We start from the raw sequence: 17,515 nt of genomic DNA on the forward strand, positions 1-17,515 counted from the left end.
GTTGCATGACCGAAGTCCTGAAAGCCTACGCCCGCGCCCTGAAGAGCCTGCTCACCCCGGGCATCCTCTGGCACCTGCTGTGGCCGACCGTGCTGGCGGTGGTGTTCTGGATCGCCGTGGCGTGGCTCTCCTGGGATTCGGTCGGCGCCGGCGTCGAGCGCCTGTTCCAGGAAGTGAGCTGGCTCAACTGGATCCAGACGCGCTGGGAGGCCTCGGCCCTGGCCGGGGCGATCTTCGTCAAGGTGGTGCTGGGCCTGCTGCTGATTCCGCTCATCTACGGCACGGCGATGTTCATCGTCGCCGTCTTCGCCCTGCCGCTGATGCTGGAGCGGGTGGCGGCGAAGGATTATCCCGAGCTGGAGCGGCGCGACGGCGGCACGCTGGCCGGCAGCCTCGGCAACGCCCTGCTGGCGGTGGCCGTGTTCCTCGCCGGCTGGGTGGTCACGCTGCCGCTGTGGCTGATCCCCGGCATGGCCATCGTGCTGCCGGTGCTGCTCGCCGGCTACCTCAACTACCGCGGCTACAGCTACGACGCGCTGTCGGCGCATGCCGGCGCCGACGAAATCGACGGCGTCCTGGCACGCGAGCGCGGCAGCCTGTACCTGGCCGGCATCGTCGCCGGCCTGCTGGCCTTCGTGCCGGTGCTCAACCTCATCGCGCCGGCCTATGCCGGGCTGGCCTTCATCCACTACTGCCTGGAGGCGCTGCGGCGCGCAAGGACATCATGAGCCTCGGCACCATCGTCATCGGCGACGAAATCCTTTCCGGCAAACGGGCGGACAAGCACTTCGCCAAGATCATCGAGCTGCTCGCCCTGCGCGGCATGATGCTCGACTGGGCGCTGTACCTCGGCGACGACCGGGCGCGCCTGACGGAAGCCCTGCGGCGCAGTTTTGCCACGGAGGACATCGTTTTCAGCTTCGGCGGCATCGGCGTGACGCCGGACGACCACACGCGCCAGGCCGCCGCCGCGGCGCTCGGCGTGGGCATCGCCCTTCACCCCGATGCCGAGCGCGAGATCCGCGCACGATTCGGCGAGGAAACCACGCCGCAGCGGCTGATGCTGGGCGAGTTTCCGCTGGGCAGCGAGATCATTCCCAACCCCTACAATCGCATTCCCGGCTTCTCGGTCGGAAACCATTACTTCTTTCCCGGCTTTCCGGTGATGTCCTGGCCGATGCTGGAATGGGTGCTGGATACGCGCCTTGCCCCGCTGCATCACCTGGTGGCGCGCGACGAGCGGGCGATCATTGTCTACGAAGCGCCCGAATCGGCCCTGCTCGACCTGATGAACCGCATCACGCGGGATTATCCGCGGGCGTCCCTGTTCAGCCTGCCCTCATTCGGCGGCGAAGGCGTGCGGCGGCATATCGAGCTGGGCGTGCGCGGCGAGCCGGCTTCCGTGGAGAAGGCGATGGAGGAGATCCGTGCCGAGGTGACGCGGCTCGGCTACGAGTGGGCCGGCAAGGAGAAATAACCCAGGCGGCGGGCAAGAAAAAACCCCGGCCGAAGCCGGGGCTCGAAACGCTCCGCTTTGCGCGGGGCGGGAGGAGGATGGTGCAGCCGGAAAGCTTAGGCGGCTTTCTTGGCTTTGGCGGCAGCGGTGGCGCCGACGGCCTTGACCGTGGCGTTGGTCGCGGCGGCCACGTTGGCTTCGGCGATCTCGGCGACCTGCTTGGCAGCCTTGCTCATCGTGTCGTAGGCCGAGTTGGCGGCGGCGATGGCGGACTTGACCGCGGCAACCGCGACGTCGGAACCGGCCGGGGCCGACTTGGCGGCCTTGTCCAGCGTGGAAGCGACGTTCTTGTTCACTTCGGCGAACTGGGCCTCGACCAGCTTGGAGAACTCTTCCTGGGTCTGGGCGGAGATCTCATAGACGCTGCGCGAGTAGGCAACGGCCTTCTCGACGGAGGGCTGGGCCAGGGTGGCTTGCAGGGAAATGACTTCCTGCAGGTCCTTGGCGCCGAGCAGGGCCTTGGCGTTGTTCACGCTGTCTTCCAGCACGGCACGTGCGGTGTTCAGGTTCAGCGCAGCGAAGCGCTCGGCGCTCGCRAACGCRGTGTTGGCCAGGGTCAGCATGGCTTCGACGTTGGCTTTGTTGGCGGTAGCCAGTTGTTCCGGGGTGGTCAGCATTTCTCTCTCCTTGAAATGACAGCAATCTGAAAATGGAAATTCGGTATCAATCCTTACTACTTGTTGCACCGCAGCATGATTCAATTATAGGGTCGAATCTTTCCAAGTCAAGAACTTTTTTGTGCAAAGCACAATAATTTTTGAGATAATTAAAAACATATTAAATACATATTGATAAAAGTTAGTAAGCACTTAACTTTGTTGCCTTGCGACCCTGTATTTATGGCAGTGCAACCTGGATTTCAAGCATAAATGACCGAGAAAACGCATTCGCAACCGATGTTGCTGGTCCTGGCGCCGGGCCTGTTCGTCCTGCTCTGGAGCACCGGCTTCATCGGCGCCAAGCTGGGACTGCCTTTTGCCGAGCCGCTGACCTTCCTGCTGGTCCGCTTTGCCTGCGTGATCGGCCTGCTCGGCCTGCTGGCGCTGGTCTTGCGCCGGCCGTGGCCGCACCGCCCGATCCAATGGTTCCATATTGCTGTTGCAGGCACGTTACTGCATGGGGGCTATCTGTCCGGGGTGTTCCTGGCCATTTATACCGGCATGCCGGCGGGTGTGGTGGCCCTGGTCGTCGGCATCCAGCCCCTGTTGACCGCCTTTCTCAGCGCTTCGATGGTGGGCGAGCGGGTCAGCGGCCGGCAGTGGGCGGGCCTGGCGCTCGGCTTCTGCGGGGTGACCCTGGTGGTATGGGAGAAGCTGGGCTTTGCCGGGTTGAGCGGAGCCGGACTGGCCTTCTCGGTCATGGCGCTGCTCAGCATCACCCTCGGCACGCTCTACCAGAAGCGCTTCTGTGCCGAACTGGACTTGTGGAGCGGCTCGGTGGTCCAGTTCGTTGCCGCCGCGCTGGTGCTGCTGCCTTTCGCGCTCATTTTCGAGACCATGCGCGTCGAGTGGAGCGGGCAGTTCGTCTTTGCGCTGGGCTGGCTGATCGTGGTGCTGTCGCTGGGGGCGATCTCGCTGCTGCACCTGCTGATCCGCCGCGGCGCGGCGACGCGCGTCTCGGCGCTGTTCTACCTCACGCCGCCGACGACGGCGTTGATGGCCTTTCTGATTTTCGGGGAGAAACTTGGCCTGACGGCCGTGGCGGGCATGGCGATCGCCGCGGCGGGCGTCGCCATTGCCGTCAGGAAATGATCACCTGTTCTTGAAGTCCGGCTTGCGCTTCTCGACGAAGGCGGCCATGCCTTCCTTCTTGTCGGCCAGGGCGAAGGCGGCGTGGAAGGCGCGCCGCTCGAACAGCATGCCCTCGGCGAGCGGGCCCTCGTAGGCGCGGTTGACGCACTCCTTGACCATCATGATCACCGGCAGCGAGAAGCCGGCGATGGTTTCGGCGGCGCCGAGCGCCTCCTCCAGCAGCTTGTCGGCCGGCACGACGCGCGAGACGAGCCCGGCGCGCTCGGCTTCGGCCGCGTCCATCATGCGGGCGGTCAGGCAGAGGTCCATCGCCTTGGCCTTGCCCACGGCGCGCGGCATGCGCTGCGTGCCGCCGGCGCCGGGCAGGATACCGAGCTTGATCTCCGGCTGGCCGAACTTCGCCGTGTCGGCGGCGATGATGATGTCGCAGGACATCGCCAGCTCGCAGCCGCCGCCCAGGGCGAAGCCCGCCACCGCGGCGATGACCGGCTTGCGGCAGGTCTTGACGCGTTCCCAGTTGCGGGTGATGAAGTCGCTCTTGTAGACGTCCATGTAGTCCATCTGGCTCATGGCGACGATGTCGGCGCCGGCGGCGAAGGCCTTCTCGGAGCCGGTGACGACCATGGCGCCGATGTTTTCGTCCGCCTCGAACTTGTCCAGCGCGTCGCCGAGCTCGTCGACCAGCGCGTCGTTCAGCGCGTTGAGCGCCTTGGGGCGGTTCAGCGTGATGAGCCCGACCTTGCCGCGGGTCTCGACGATGATGTTCTCGTAAGACATCGGGTTGTTGCTCCTTATTCCTGTCTGGGATTCGAAATGCTGGGGGCGATCTGCAGGCGCACCGGCTGTCCGGGCACGGCCGCCTCGGGCGCCGCCTTGCTCTTCGGCTGGATCACGGCGCGCACGCGGCTGTCCCGCCCGGGCACGACGGTGCCGGCCGGGCCGCTGGTGACCGAGTAGTTCTCCTTGATGCCGTCGAAGACGATGAACTGTCCGCGCACCTCGTCCTGGCCGCTCTTGACCCAGGCGCGGTTGAAGAACTTGGTGATCTCCGTCTTGGCGTCGTGCTCGATGCGCTCGCCTTCTCCCTCGACATACTCGTCCTTGCCTTCGCGCTTCATGCGGAAGCGCGCCAGATTGCCGGGATTGGCGGTGGCGATGCCCTTCTGGAAGCCCTCGGCGTCCTGCTGCACCACCAGCTTGTCGCTGCGGATGACCAGGGTGCCCTGGGTCAGGGTGACGTTGCCTTCGAAGATATGCACCTTGTTGATCTCGTCGACCGTGGCGCGGTCGGATTCGAGGTTGACCGGCTTGTCGCGGTCCGCCTTCTCGGCGTGGCTGAGCGTGGCGACGGCAAGCAGCGTCGCGCAGAGCAGGATTCGGGGTGCGGATTTGGCGGGCATCATGGGCGTCAGCGGCGTTTGTTCTCGATGGTGCTGTTGACCTGGTTGTGCAGTTTGTAGAGCTGGGTCTTGCCGTCGGCTTCCATCCCTATCCCGCGTATGACCGAGGCTCCCTGGGTGAACGTCACGGCTGCGTTCGTGCGCGCCACTTCGTCGTCGGGGAACACCGTGAGGTGGGTGGTGGTGAAGACGATTTCGGGATCCGTGGCGGACGCCGCACGCACCCCGCGCACATTGCCGACGAGGGCGACCTCGCCTGCATCCGGCCCGATCAGTCCCTGCAGGGCGGTGATGCGCGTCGGCCGAGGCCCCTTGAGGAACGACATCTGCGGCTCGGTCGCGACCGTGGTGTCGTCGTCCGGGTAATGTACCATTTTTTTTGCCACGAGCATGTTCTGCACGGCGCCGGTGCCGTCGAAGCGGCGCACGGTGAAGTTCTCCGCGTAGTAGTCGGGGTCGTGGCGAAGGAGGGTGTCGCTGAAGCCGTCCGGCAGTTCGGTGGCGCGCTGCAGCCAGAAGGTGAGCCCGACCAGCAGGGTCATCAGGGCAATCTGGAAGAGGCCTTGGCCGCGCGGCTTGAATTTCATGTCGTGCCGCTCAGATGACCTTGGCGCGGAACAGGTCGTGCGTGTTGAGCGCGCCGACCAGGACGCCGTTCTCGACCACCAGGATCTGGTTGATCCTGTGCTCTTCCATCATCTGCGCCGTCTCCGCCGCGAGACGCTCGGGGCCGATGGTCCTCGGGTTGCGCGTCATCACCTGCGTCACCGGCGTGCCCTTCATGTCGGCGACCTTGTCCATGGCGCGGCGCAGGTCGCCGTCGGTGAAGATGCCGGCGACGGCGAGCTTGTCGGTGACGACGGCCGTCATGCCCATGCCGCCGCGGGAAATCGCCAGCACCGCCTCGGCGACGGTGGCGTTCTCGCCGACGCGGGGCACCGCGTCGATCTTGCGCATGATGTCGCGCACATGAGTGAGCAGACGGCGTCCGAGCGCGCCGCCGGGGTGGGAGCGGGCAAAATCCTCGGCGCCGAAGCCGCGCGCGTCGAGCAGGGCCACGGCGAGGGCATCGCCCATGGCCAGCGCCGCAGTGGTGCTGGCGGTGGGCGCGAGGTTGAGCGGGCAGGCCTCCTCGGCGACGCCGGCATCGAGATGGGCGTCTGCTTCGCGGGCCAGCGAGGAGGCGGCGCTGCCGGTGATGGCGATCAGGCGGCCGCCCTGGCGCTTCACCAGCGGCACGATGGTGAGCAGTTCCTCGCTCTCGCCGGAGTTGGACAGCGCGATCAGGACGTCGTCGCGGGTGATCATGCCGAGGTCGCCGTGGGCCGCCTCGGCGGCGTGCACGAAATAGGCCGGCGTGCCGGTGCTGGCGAGCGTCGCGGCGATCTTGCGGGCGATGTGGCCGGACTTGCCGACGCCGGAGACGATGACGCGACCGTGGCAGGCGAGGATCAGTTCGATGGCTCGGGGAAAGGCGCCGTCCAGGCGATCGATCAGGCCGGCGACGGCCTGCGCCTCGATGCGCAGCACTTTCTTCGCCAGCTCCAGTGCGTTCGGATCGGTCTTCTCGGTGGCCGGGATTTGGTCCATGAATGCGATTTGATTAGACTAGGCAAAAGTATACCAAACAACACCCGGCATCCCCTGACGATTCGCTGCTCCCCGACCCGATGACCACCCTGCAACTCGTACTCGTCCTGCTCGCTTCCGCGGTGTTGGTGGTCGTGGTGTTCCGCTCGCTCAACCTGCCGCCGGTGCTGGGCTATCTGCTGGTCGGCGCCGCCATCGGCCCGCATGCGCTGGACCTGATTCCCGATTCCGAGGCGACGCAGCATCTGGCCGAGTTCGGCGTGGTGTTCCTGATGTTCTCGATCGGCCTCGAGTTCTCGCTGGCGCGCCTGTACAGCATGAAGCGCACGGTGTTCGGCCTCGGCATGGCGCAGGTCGCCGTGACGGTCGCCATCAACGTGCCCGTCGCCATGCTGGCGGGACTGTCCTGGCAGGCCGGCATCGCGCTGGGCGGCATCCTGGCGATGTCGTCCACCGCGCTGGTCGTCAAGATGCTGGCCGAGCGCATGCAGCTCGAGTCGAAGCATGGCCGCGAGATCATCGGCGTGCTGCTGTTCCAGGACCTGGCGGTGGTGCCGCTGCTGATCGTCGTGCCGGCGCTGTCGCAGGCGCCGGAGGCTCTGGCCGGCACCCTCGCGGTGGCGGCGCTGAAGGCCGCAGTGGTGCTCTCGCTGATCCTGTTCTTCGGCCAGCGCCTGATGCGCGGCTGGTTCCACATCGTGGCGAGGCGGCGTTCGGCCGAGCTGTTCATGCTCAACGTCCTGCTGATCACCCTCGGCCTGGCCTACCTCACCGAACTGGCCGGCCTCTCGCTGGCGCTGGGCGCCTTCCTCGCCGGCATGCTGATCTCCGAGACGGAATACCGCTACCAGGTGGAGGAGGACATCAAGCCCTTCCGCGACGTCCTGCTCGGGCTGTTCTTCATCACCGTCGGCATGTTCCTCGACGTGGGCGTCATCGCGGACCAGCTGCCCTGGGTGATCGGCCTGCTGGCGCTGTTGCTGGCCGGAAAATTCGTCCTCATCGCCGGCCTGTCGCGGGCCTTCGGCGCCCTGCCGGGCACGGCCATGCGCACCGGCCTGTGGCTGTGCGCCGGCGGCGAGTTCGGCTTCGTGCTGATTGCCCACATCAAGGATCTGCCCCTGCTGCCCGGCGCCACCCTGCAGGTGGTGACGGCGGCGCTGGTGCTGTCGATGCTGCTGGCGCCGCTGATCGTGATGCACAGCGAGAAGGTCGTCATGCGCTTCTGCGCCTCGGAATGGATGCTGCGGGCGATGGAATTGACGCAGATCGCCGCGCATTCGATGGCGACCGAAAAGCACGCCATCATCTGCGGCTACGGCCGCAGCGGCCAGTACCTGGCGCGCTTCATGGAGCAGGAAGGAATCTCCTATGTCGCCCTCGACCTCGACCCGGAGCGCGTGCGCGAGGCCGCCGCGGCCGGCGACACCGTGGTGTACGGCGACGCCGCCCGGCGCGAGGCGCTGGTGGCCGCCGGGCTGATGCGCGCCAGCGTCCTGATCGTCTCCTATGCCGATCCCGACTCGGCCCTGCGCGTGCTGGCCCTGGCGCGGCAGCTCCGTCCCGAGCTGCCGGTGGTGGTCAGGGCGGCCGACGAGAGCGACTTCGACCGCCTCTCGCAGGCCGGCGCCGCCGAGGTGGTGCCGGAGACGCTCGAATCCAGCATCATGCTCGCCTCGCACGCCCTGGTGCTGCTCGGCGTGCCGATCAACCGCGTCGTGCGGCGCTTCCGCGAGGTGCGCGAGCAGCGCTACGACCTGATGCGCGGCTTCTTCCACGGCGCCACCGACGCCGCCGACGACCTCGACGAGGCGCGGCAGCGGCGCATGCATTCCGTCGTGCTGAATCCCGGCGCCTGGGGCATCGGCAAGACCATCGCCGATCTCGGCCTGGACCGCTTCGAAGTCTCGGTGTCGGTGATCCGCCGGCGCGGCATCCGGGCCGTCAGCCCCTCGCCGGAGGCCCGCTTCGAGGCGGGCGACGTGGTCGTGCTGCTGGGCGTGCCGGACGGGCTGGCGGCGGGGGAGGAGCGGCTGCTGAAGGGGTGAGCCGGACTTACCCAATATATTTTTTATTTATTGGGTAATTTCTTTCCGGGGTTTCGGTACAATTACCCAATGAAATACGAAAATATTGGGTAATCGCAATGGCTGCGCCGGCGCTGTATCGCGAGCACGAACTGGCTTTCCGTACCCAGTACGCGGAACTCAAGGAACGGGTTCTGGCATCCGGATTGCTGCTGCCCGGCACGACGGGCACGCTCGCCTTGCGCAAAGGCAGCGGCTACCCGTACTGGTACCGGGTCTTTTACTCGGTCCCGGGCAAGCAATCCGAGGAACTGGTCTGCAAGGACGGCGATGCCGAAGCCCTGCAGTCCATGCGAGAGCGGATGCGCTTCAGCGAATGGGCGGCGTCCCAGGTCTCCATGCTGCGCAAGCTCGGATTTCAGGTGGCCGACAAATCCGCGGCCCGCGTATTGGTCGAACTGCATAATCGGGGCGCATTCCAGGCAGGTCTCGTGCTGGTCGGCACGCTGGGCTACATGGCCTGGCTCAACGAGTTGGGTGCGGTCGCCGTCAGCGCCCGTACCCTGGATATCGACCTTGCGCGCCGGCAGCAGCTCAAGCTGGCGGCCCCGCTGCCGTTTCTCGCGACGCTGCAGGCAACGGGGTTGCCGTTTGCGGCGGTTCCGGGGCTGCGCGCATCCGAAAACGCGACGTCCGTGAAATTGCCCGGCGTGCAAGGCCTGCGCGTCGATGTGCTTGCGCCCGGCGCGCGGCTGGGGTCCATTGTCCGTGTGCCCGAACTGGCGTGGGCCGCACAGGCCGTGCCGCATTACGGCTACCTGCTCGAAGCATCCGAACCGGGCGCGATGCTGGCGGGCGGGCATTGCGTTCCCGTCCGCCTGCCGCAGGCGGCGCGTCTCGTCTGGCACAAGTTCTATTCAAGCACCCAGAGACGCGGCTTCAGGGAAAAGGCCGCCAAGGATCAGCACCAGGCGCTTGTTCTGGCGGCCGTGCTTGCAGAATCCGACCCCCTGGCCTTGAAGGGCGCCTTTTCCGATGCCCCCGCAACCATGACCAAGGCCGTCAAGCCGCTTTACCCGGCATTGGCGAAAAGCCCCGGGGTTGCCCAGGCGCTCGGGGAAGTGCTGGCTGAATGTCTGACAGCCCGGAAAAAGCGCCCCTGAGGCAGGCGACGAGGTACTTGGGCATAGGTGGTTTGGCGCCGCGGCCCGCATTTGCCGCCGTCCTGCGGGGACTGACTTTTGCGGAAGGGCGAAAATGAAAAAACCCGCCGGTTCGCGGCGGGTTTTTTCGGGCGGGGCCGGAGGCGGCGTTACAGGCCCATGCAGACGATGTAGGAAGTGGAGTCAACCACCGCAGTGGTGGCCAGGGCGCCGCCGCCGCGCACATGAGTGAGATCCACCACGCGCATGGAGCCGGTTTGCGTGTTGCCGTCGTCCATCGTGATGTCGAGTTGCTTGGCGAACTTGCCGAGGATGCCCTGCGAGCAGATCACATAGGTGCTGGCAAGGCCCTGGATCGCCGGCGGGCCGGCGATGTTGCCGATGAAGCCGGCGTTGCCCGCCTCGATGCCGATCGGACCGCCTTCGGCATTCTTCGGGATGTAGTCCGGGTCGGTGACGGTGGTCGGGCCGGCGGCGAGGCCGGCGAGGCGCACGTGCTGCCAGAACAGGAACGACTCGTCCGTTACCGTCGAAGAATTCCAGTTGCCGTTGATGACGCCGTTGCCTTGCGAGGCGGCCGGGGTGGTGGCGGTGGTGGCCCCGGTGACATGGGTCGCTGCCGCGGCGTCGTCACCCGGCAGCGACTTGTACTTGTCCTGATAGCCGTAGATGAACAGGGGGATGTTGCGGAAGTCATTGGCGAAGTTTTTCACCTTCGCGCTGTTGATCAGTTCCTGTCCCTTCAACACGCCGCCGAGCAAGAGGCCGATAATCACCAGAACGATGGCGATTTCGACCAAGGTGAAGCCCATCTGTTTTTGTCTCACGGTATTCTCCTGAGTGAATATGCTACGCCAATCATAATGCAATAAACGGGCCAGCCGCCCATAGCCCCTGGTTGACGCAAAAATGGTGAAAATTTCACAGAAAGCTGTCGATCTTTCGACAATACTGTCGCCATGCGGTCAGAAACCACAATAAATACGCGGACTTCCTCCTTCGCCCGGCTGGCCCACAACCAGCGCCGCTGGCTGCTGCTGGGCATGCTCGGCCTCCTGCACCTGTTGCTGCTGGAAGGCATCGCCAGCGGCGTCGGCCGTACCCTGCTGGTGGGGCATATCGGCCTGTTCATCCTCTGGCAGCCCTTCGTGCGGGCCGAGCAGCGCCTCAGCCCGCTGCAGCTCGCGGTGACGGCCGTGATCGTTGCCGCCTCGGCCTACTGGGCCGGCAACTGGATGATGATCTTCTGGACGATGGCGCTGGCCGGCATCGTCGGCGGCAAGGTGTTCTTCTATGCCGGCCGGGGCACGAAGGTCTTCTATCTCCTCGTCCTGTCCTACCTGATCAGCGTGCTGCTGGTGGTGCTGGTGCCGCAGGTGCTGCCCGGCAACTTCATGCCGCCCGGCGAGTTCCTGTTCCTGGCCAAGTACGTGCTGCCGGCGCTGTTCCCCGTGATGGCCTTCCTGCCGGTGGAACAGGAAGCCGAAGGCGAGGTCGAGGTCGTCGACTTCGTCTACAGCGCCTTCATCTTCCTCCTGCTGGCGGTGCTGGTGCTGGGCAGCATCGCCGCCATGCTGCTGCTCAAGCGCGGCTATTTCGAGTCGCTGGTGGCGACGATCATCGCCTTCGGGGCGATCCTGCTGCTGATGGCCTGGGCATGGAACCCGCGCCTCGGCTTCGCCGGCTTCGGCGTCTTCTTTTCCCGCTACATGCTGTCGCTGGGGCTGCCCTTCGAGCGCTGGCTGCACGAGCTGGCCGACAACATGCAGCGCGAGGAGGAACCGGACCGGTTTCTGGCCCAGTCGCTCGAGGGCATGACCCGGCTGCCGTGGGTCAACGGCTGCGAATGGCGCGCCTCCGGCAGCAGCGGCGGCTCGGGCCGGCAGGAGGGACAGCGCAGCGAATTCCGGCACGGGCTGCTGACGCTGGCCGTCTTCACCCAGCAGCCTCTCAGCCCGGCGCTGAACTGGCACTTCAACCTGCTCGCGCAACTGCTCGGCGAATTCTACGAAGCCAAGCTGCGCGCCCGGGAATTGCAGCAGCTCAGCTTCGTCAAGGCCATCCACCAGACCGGCGCGCGCCTGACGCACGACGTGAAGAACCTCCTGCAGTCGCTCAATGCGCTTTGCCTGGCGGCGGCCGGCGAGGGCGAGACGCCCTCGCCCGAATACCAGGCCCTGCTGCGGCGCCAGCTGCCGGTCATCGCGCAGCGGCTGCAGCAGACGCTCGACAAGCTGCGGCGGCCCGAGCTGGAGGGCGCGCAATTCGTGCCCGCCGGACAGTGGTGGGCCGGGCTGCAGGCCCGCTACGCCCAGGCCGGCGTCAGCTTCTTCCCGCCGCGCATCGAAGGCGACCTGATGATCCCCGCCACGCTGTTCAACAGCGCAGCGGAAAACCTCATCGAGAACGCGCTGGCCAAGAAGCAGGAGACGCCGGCGCTGCAGGTCCGCGTCGAACTCGACCTCGACGGGCGGATCCGGCTCAAGGTGAGCGACGACGGCAGGGAGATTCCGCCCGAAGTGGCGCAGAACCTGTTACGTGCGCCCGTTGCCTCGCGGGTGGGCCTGGGCATCGGCCTCTATCAGGCCGCCCGGCATGCCGAGTTCTACGGGTATGAATTGAAAGTCAGTGCCAACCAGACGGGGCGGGTCGTTTTCGAACTGTGCCGCTTGTCCGAGAGGACAACGTAAGTCGGACTTCAGCCCGACCTACGCTGCCGCGGCGCCCCTGCGGCCGATCATGCGGTGCACTTCCATGTTGCCCTTGCCCTTGAGGTAGATCGTCTGCGGCTCGTGGAAGTCGAAACGCTCCTTCAGGCGGCGGTAGGTGGTGGCATCCACCTGGATCATGCCGGGCACGCCCTCGGAGGTGATGCGGCTGGCGATGTTCACCGTATCGCCCCACAGGTCGTAGATGAACTTCTTCTTGCCCACCACGCCGGCGACCACCGGCCCGGTGCCGATGCCGATGCGCACCTCCAGGTGGGACTCGTTCACCGTAAAGTCGCGGCGCAGCAGTTCGCGCATGGCCAGCGCCATGTCGGCGATGGCGACCGAATAGTCCGACTGGCCGTCGTTGAGGCCGCCGGCCACCATGTAGGCGTCGCCGATGGTCTTGATCTTCTCCAGGCCGTATTCCTCGGCCAGCTCGTCGAAGGAGGAGAAGATGCGGTTGAGCATGGCGAACACCTGGGTCGGCGCCATGCCCTCCGCGACGTGGGTGAAGTTGACGATGTCGGCGAACATCACCGTGACGTCGGCGAAGCCGTCGGCGATGGTCTGATTGCTGTTCTTCAGCCGTTCGGCGACCGGGCCGGGCAGGATGTTGAGCAGCAGCCGCTCCGAGCGCTCCTGCTCGATCTGCAGCAGGCGGTGGGCGTCGTTGAGGCGCGTCTGCGCCTTCTGCTTCTCGACGATGGCGAAGCGCAGCAGCAGGAAGATGATGGTCGCCACCGCCGCGAAGTTGAGGGCGAAGAAGACCACCGCCGTCCTGACGGGAACCTGCGTCTTGGTCTGGAACTCCGCCTCGGCGAGGTGGAAATCGAAGAAGCCCGACATCGCCAGCAGGAAGAGGTAGGCGATGAACCAGCCGAAGGCCTCGCGCACGCCGAAGAACAGCAGGGCGCCGACCGGGGCCAGCAGGCCCCAGATGGCAATGCCGCTCGACGTGATGAAGTTGCCGATGCTCCATTGCACGACGAAGGGAAAGAAGAGCAGCAGCGTCAGCTGGCTGAGGCGGAAGAAATCGAAATTGCCCCACCTGATGTAGATCGCCAGGTTGACGGCCAGCAGGATCTGGAAGGCGAAAGGCAGCGTCGAGGAAAACTGCGGCCCCAGGTTCCAGTAGATGACCAGCCACAGCATCGAGGCCACGCTGGCCAGGCCCGTGGCGAACATCAGCAGCGACTTGTTCAGCCGCAGCTCTTCGCTGTCGTCAGGGTCGATACCGGCAGTGCGCAGCCGGTCGAGGAGGCCATTTGAGCCGGCCGTCATGCGGGTCTCCGTATGGGTTGGTGCGGGATATCCCCGTTTTTTGTCAAAGTTTCGCAGGATTATGCCGCGCTGGCAAGGATGCCGGCATAGCCCATCTGAGGTATGCGGGTCAGGGGAGCTTGCCGGAGGTGAGCATGCGGTTCATGAGGACGGTGGAGGGAACCCAGATCGCGAGATCGTCGAATCCGCCATCGGATATCCGGCTGACGAAGACAGTGTCGCCGTCCGTGTTTTCCAGTTCGTCGGCGACAGTGGGGGCGGGGTTGGTGCCGCCGGCCATGTTGAAGGCGCCGGCCCCGTTGATGCCATGCGAGAGCACGACGGCGGGCACGCTGGCGGCGATCGTCGATACGCAGGCGCTGTCGGCGCAGACACTCAAATCGCCGGCGCTGGTGAGGGTGAATCCGGTGGCGCTGTTCGAGAACGCTGCCGTAACGCGGTAGCGGAGACGGTTGTTCCAGGCGTCGTTGCGGCCGAGTCCGATGTTCGTCCAGGGAATGCGTCCCTCCTGGCTGGTGCAAGGCCCCGGCGTGGCGCTGCGGTCTTCGCTCCCGTCGTCATTGGTGTCGGGGCAGGGCAGATGGGGCTTTCCGTCGGATGCGGAATGGCTGGCGGCGTAGCCGAGCAGCGCCTCGCGAATGTCGGAGAGCGCCTTTTCGGTTTCCTGCCGTGCGCGGATGTCCTGTTGAGCCGAGATCGGCAGCACCATGCCTGCGATGAGCAGCGCCACGATCACCAGCACCACCGCCATCTCGGCGAGGGTGAAGCCGCGGGCAAAAGTCAGTCTGCGCGGGACGGCGTTCATTCGAGCCATGTCGTGAAGTAGTTGCCGATGGTGACGGTCTGGTCGTTGATCGAGGTGCGCTGGCCGATGGTGAAGCCCAGGCGCGCCTTGCGGAAAGGATAGGGGATGACAGGGGTGTCGCGCAAATGCGGCGGGAAGTCGGGCGGCGGATTCATGGAGGCGGTGAGGAAACTCATCGGCCGGGTGGTGTCCTGCATGGCAGAGATGAGCTGCGAGTAACTCGGGCTGTCGCGTAAGAGCCACGCTTCCAGCAGATAGCGCGGCGAAGGATCGATGGCTTCCCACTGAATGGCATTTGTTCCGACCGTGCCGCCGTAGGGCATGGTCGTTTGCCGGAAGGCGCGGCCGGCGTCGCTGCCCGAGAGCACCTGCACCAGCGCGCCGGCCAATTCCGGTCCCGAGTCGAATTCCGCCTCCCTGCCCATTGCCACCCCTGCACCACTCCAGTTGTAGACGCCATTTTCGGCGGCATTGGCCTGATGCCTGACCAGGATGCGGTTACCAGCTGTCGGCGCGATGCCATCGATGGTGGCTGGCGCGCTGGCCAGATTGATGGCCCCTTGCGAGGACAAATGCGCCCAGACGTGTTGCCATCCGGTGCCGTCCGAGCGGAACCAGCCGTTGGCCTGGTCGCCTTTCTGCACATAGGCAACGCGGCCTGATTGACTGCCGGCTTCTCCCAGGTCGCTGTGTTGCGCGACTTGGGCGGGCTGCCAATAAAAAGCCGTACAGTGGATCGGCGTCAGGGCGGGGTCGGCGCAGGACACCGGCTGCACCGTTTGTTGCCGCCAAAGTTGCCCGGCCTGGGTCATGCCCTGCATGACTTCCACGATCAGGCCGGCCAGAGCTTCGACGCTGTCGGCATCGCCGGCACGCTGCATTGCCTGGTTGGCACCCTGCCAGACGTAGATACCGTTCTGCTTGGGATCGCTCTGGTTTTTCACCAGCACGCGGTCGCCGGGGAAGAGGTAGACGTCATCGACCTGAAACAGGTGGATGCCGTTGGCGTCGATCATGCCCGGTGCGCTGAGATTGATTTCCCCGGTGGTGGCGACGCGTACTCGCGGCAAGTTATATGGCGATGTGGTGCGGGTGAGCTCCACGCGCACATGGAAGAGCTGGTTGACCGGCGCGCTGGTGGTGTCGGGGTCGAGCTTGTAGACACCTGCCGGAGTGTCGGGTGGCACGGTAAGTCGCGGGATGGGTGCGGCCGGATTGGGCGGCGGCACCGGGAATCCGGTCCTGGCGAGAGCGGTCTGGCCATGGACGTTGTCGTCTTCCTCTTGCGGCAGGGTGCAGACGCCACCGGAAAGATAGGCGGGCGCGTCGCAGGGGGATATCGCCGGCGCGGATGTGGGTGTTTCCCCGCCCCAGTAAACTAGCGCCACGTGCCCGCCACGGTAGTTGGCGCTGTCAGTGGGAGGATCGTTGCGGCCGTTGGTCAGGTGGCTCGTACTCGATGAAGGAAACGCCGCCCCTTCCCTTCTTGGATCCACTTCGAAGGCGATTTTGGGCTGGGCAATGAAGGGTGATTCGGTGTTGTTGCCCGAATAGCCCAGGTGCTGGCCGGCCGCGCCGCAGGCGTCCGTGCCGTTGTTGTCGCCGTCGACGATGGAAAAAGTAAAACCCAGCTGGGGCCATGACAGATACAAGCCCGCATCGTTGATGCGGAAAGTGAAATAGCTGCGAAGTCCGCCGCCCATCGCATGCGTCTCGGGCCGCCAGGCGCAGCCGTATAGGAAATTGGCGAGCGAGGAAGACAGTGCGGTGTGAACCTGTTGACCGAGGGACAGGGTGCGAGTCGTCGGTGAGTAGCTGGCGAGTTGGGGGAAGCCTGCCGCATTCAATCCGGGCGACTGCGTTGTTAAAAACGAAGGCAGGGTGCCGGCCGGGATGCAGCGGACGATGTCCTGTTGCGCGGTTTGATTGATGGATACGCGTTCGAAGGTTTCCTGGCCGGAGAAGGTCGTCCCAGATGTCTTGAAGCTCGAGAGATTGACGCCTTCAAGGTAGTTGTCGTAACTGCCAGGCGGAGTGTTCTTGTGTGCGTCCGTTACCCGCAACTGGCCTGCTCCCCGCTGATTGGAAAACAACAGCGCGCCGGCGCAATCGCTGACCCCATTGACCTGCATCGTCCCGCCGGCGGTGAAAATCATTTCCCTGTAATGCTGGAAATAGCCTTTGGGCACGGCCTGTGAGCCATAGCAGAGCGTGCCGTCGTCAGTGCCTCCTATCTTTCCATAACCGCCGGATACCCCGCTGTCGCGCAAACAATCGGTTATGCGGTCCAGCATCGAATTGATGTCGGTGCGGAAGTAGGTGTGCTTGCGGATGGCGCTGAAGAGCACGTCGCCGGTCAGCGGCAGGCCGCTGTCGTTGGCAACGAGGGTGCAGTCTCCCCCTTGGCAGGCGTCGGGCTGGTAATTGCTGCCCGAGGCAAATACCTTGCCTTGCATGGAGAGCGCTTTCGGCGCAGTTGGGTCGGTGAGGCCGAAGGCATTATTGGTGTTGGCAAGGTAGTTGGTGACGCCACCGAGTGCGGCCGCGGACGCGGGATCTAGGTAATTGAGAGCGTTGTAATTGCCGCCGCAGCGCGTCACGTCGTCGCCCCCGGCGGGCGCACGGTCCTGGCCAGGCAGCGGCGGACCGGGTGAGAAGATCACCAATACCGGGCGCTCGTGAGCGCTGGCTATTGCAGAAGAGAGTGCCGCACTGCCGTTGGCGACGACGATATCGAGATGCGCGAGCGTGTCCCAGTTCAACGGGACACCCTGCTGGATGCGCTGATGGCTGCCGGAAATGGCATACCAGAGGCATTCGCCATGGCCGTCGCGCAGGGGTTCGATGCCGAGCGTGCGCCAGGGCAGACGGCCGATCACCGTTGTGTTGAGTGCGTTGCCGGCGAAGTTGGCGGCATCGCAGCCCTCCTCCATGCAGCCGGCGTTGTTGTTGCGCGTGGTGCCGATGTCCGGCAGCGGCAGGTAGCCGTACACCCGGTCTGGCTGCCCCTGCGCAATCTGCTGTTCGCGGTATTGCAGCGCATAGCCGATCAGCGCTTCCCGCGCCAGCGCCAGCGCTTCCTGGGATTGCTGGTTGCGTCGCCGTTCGATGCTTTCCGGCGTCAGGTTGCTGATCAGATAGGCCAGCGCAGCCATCACCACGAGGATCATGAAGAGGAGAAGGGCGGCGCCGCGCTCGCGCCGGCTGGCGCGGGGATGCGGTCGCCGTCCTGCGGGGACTGACTTTTCTGCCTGTTTCATGGCCGGGCCGG

The 17,515-nt window shown here is 65.3% G+C and carries 15 protein-coding genes; 6 read left to right on the forward strand and 9 right to left on the reverse strand.

Annotation, left to right across the window (positions count from 1 at the left end):
• The first annotated feature begins 5 nt into the window (after positions 1–5).
• The gene (locus ROZ00_00615) at positions 6–728 is read left to right on the forward strand and encodes an EI24 domain-containing protein (GenBank protein ID MDT3734709.1); all 723 of its coding nucleotides are present in this window, start codon (positions 6–8) and stop codon (positions 726–728) included.
• The gene (locus ROZ00_00620) at positions 725–1,477 is read left to right on the forward strand and encodes a molybdopterin-binding protein (protein MDT3734710.1); all 753 of its coding nucleotides are present in this window, start codon (positions 725–727) and stop codon (positions 1,475–1,477) included. The genes ROZ00_00615 and ROZ00_00620 overlap by 4 nt, the downstream gene beginning before the upstream one ends.
• 95 nt (positions 1,478–1,572) lie before the next feature.
• Here the strand turns inward: ROZ00_00620 and ROZ00_00625 are convergent, their stop codons facing one another.
• Positions 1,573–2,133, reverse strand: coding sequence for a phasin family protein (locus tag ROZ00_00625; GenBank protein ID MDT3734711.1), 561 nt, complete (start codon positions 2,131–2,133; stop codon positions 1,573–1,575).
• Positions 2,134–2,385: 252 nt separating this feature from the next.
• Between ROZ00_00625 and ROZ00_00630 the strand changes: the two genes are divergently transcribed.
• The gene (locus ROZ00_00630) at positions 2,386–3,267 is read left to right on the forward strand and encodes a DMT family transporter (protein MDT3734712.1); all 882 of its coding nucleotides are present in this window, start codon (positions 2,386–2,388) and stop codon (positions 3,265–3,267) included.
• Here ROZ00_00630 and ROZ00_00635 read toward each other — a convergent pair whose 3' ends face one another.
• The 4 genes from ROZ00_00635 to ROZ00_00650 are packed head-to-tail and all read right to left on the reverse strand — an operon-like array spanning position 3,268 to position 6,257.
• A complete protein-coding gene (locus ROZ00_00635; GenBank protein ID MDT3734713.1) occupies positions 3,268–4,044 on the reverse strand; it encodes an enoyl-CoA hydratase in 777 nt (258 codons plus the stop codon).
• A gap of 14 nt (positions 4,045–4,058) precedes the next feature.
• Entirely contained in the window at positions 4,059–4,670 is a 612-nt protein-coding gene (gene lptA, locus ROZ00_00640; protein ID MDT3734714.1) for a lipopolysaccharide transport periplasmic protein LptA, read from the reverse strand.
• Positions 4,671–4,675: 5 nt separating this feature from the next.
• The gene (gene lptC, locus ROZ00_00645; GenBank protein ID MDT3734715.1) at positions 4,676–5,254 is read right to left on the reverse strand and encodes an LPS export ABC transporter periplasmic protein LptC; all 579 of its coding nucleotides are present in this window, start codon (positions 5,252–5,254) and stop codon (positions 4,676–4,678) included.
• Positions 5,255–5,264: 10 nt separating this feature from the next.
• On the reverse strand, positions 5,265–6,257 hold the full coding sequence (locus ROZ00_00650) for a KpsF/GutQ family sugar-phosphate isomerase (protein MDT3734716.1): 993 nt from the start codon (positions 6,255–6,257) through the stop codon (positions 5,265–5,267).
• Between the two features lie 80 nt (positions 6,258–6,337).
• Here ROZ00_00650 and ROZ00_00655 point away from each other — a divergent pair, with 80 nt between their 5' ends.
• Together ROZ00_00655 and ROZ00_00660 are read left to right on the forward strand one after the other, a co-directional pair.
• A complete protein-coding gene (locus ROZ00_00655; GenBank protein MDT3734717.1) occupies positions 6,338–8,305 on the forward strand; it encodes a monovalent cation:proton antiporter-2 (CPA2) family protein in 1,968 nt (655 codons plus the stop codon).
• A gap of 98 nt (positions 8,306–8,403) precedes the next feature.
• The gene (locus ROZ00_00660; GenBank protein MDT3734718.1) at positions 8,404–9,447 is read left to right on the forward strand and encodes a GSU2403 family nucleotidyltransferase fold protein; all 1,044 of its coding nucleotides are present in this window, start codon (positions 8,404–8,406) and stop codon (positions 9,445–9,447) included.
• Positions 9,448–9,596: 149 nt separating this feature from the next.
• Here ROZ00_00660 and ROZ00_00665 read toward each other — a convergent pair whose 3' ends face one another.
• The gene (locus ROZ00_00665) at positions 9,597–10,274 is read right to left on the reverse strand and encodes a prepilin-type N-terminal cleavage/methylation domain-containing protein (GenBank protein ID MDT3734719.1); all 678 of its coding nucleotides are present in this window, start codon (positions 10,272–10,274) and stop codon (positions 9,597–9,599) included.
• Between the two features lie 132 nt (positions 10,275–10,406).
• Between ROZ00_00665 and ROZ00_00670 the strand changes: the two genes are divergently transcribed.
• Complete coding sequence (locus tag ROZ00_00670) at positions 10,407–12,137, forward strand: ATP-binding protein (GenBank protein MDT3734720.1); 1,731 nt, start codon at positions 10,407–10,409, stop codon at positions 12,135–12,137.
• Between the two features lie 18 nt (positions 12,138–12,155).
• Here ROZ00_00670 and ROZ00_00675 read toward each other — a convergent pair whose 3' ends face one another.
• From ROZ00_00675 to ROZ00_00685, 3 genes are all read right to left on the reverse strand, one after another.
• A complete protein-coding gene (locus ROZ00_00675; GenBank protein MDT3734721.1) occupies positions 12,156–13,439 on the reverse strand; it encodes an adenylate/guanylate cyclase domain-containing protein in 1,284 nt (427 codons plus the stop codon).
• Positions 13,440–13,548: 109 nt separating this feature from the next.
• On the reverse strand, positions 13,549–14,244 hold the full coding sequence (locus tag ROZ00_00680; GenBank protein MDT3734722.1) for a type II secretion system protein: 696 nt from the start codon (positions 14,242–14,244) through the stop codon (positions 13,549–13,551).
• Positions 14,241–17,504 carry a hypothetical protein gene (locus ROZ00_00685; GenBank protein MDT3734723.1) on the reverse strand — a complete coding sequence of 1,088 codons (3,264 nt, stop codon included), beginning with the start codon at positions 17,502–17,504 and terminating at the stop codon, positions 14,241–14,243. The genes ROZ00_00680 and ROZ00_00685 overlap by 4 nt, the downstream gene beginning before the upstream one ends.
• Positions 17,505–17,515: the final 11 nt, after the last annotated feature.

Source organism: Denitratisoma sp., from assembly GCA_032027165.1.
Lineage (GTDB): Bacteria > Pseudomonadota > Gammaproteobacteria > Burkholderiales > Rhodocyclaceae > Desulfobacillus.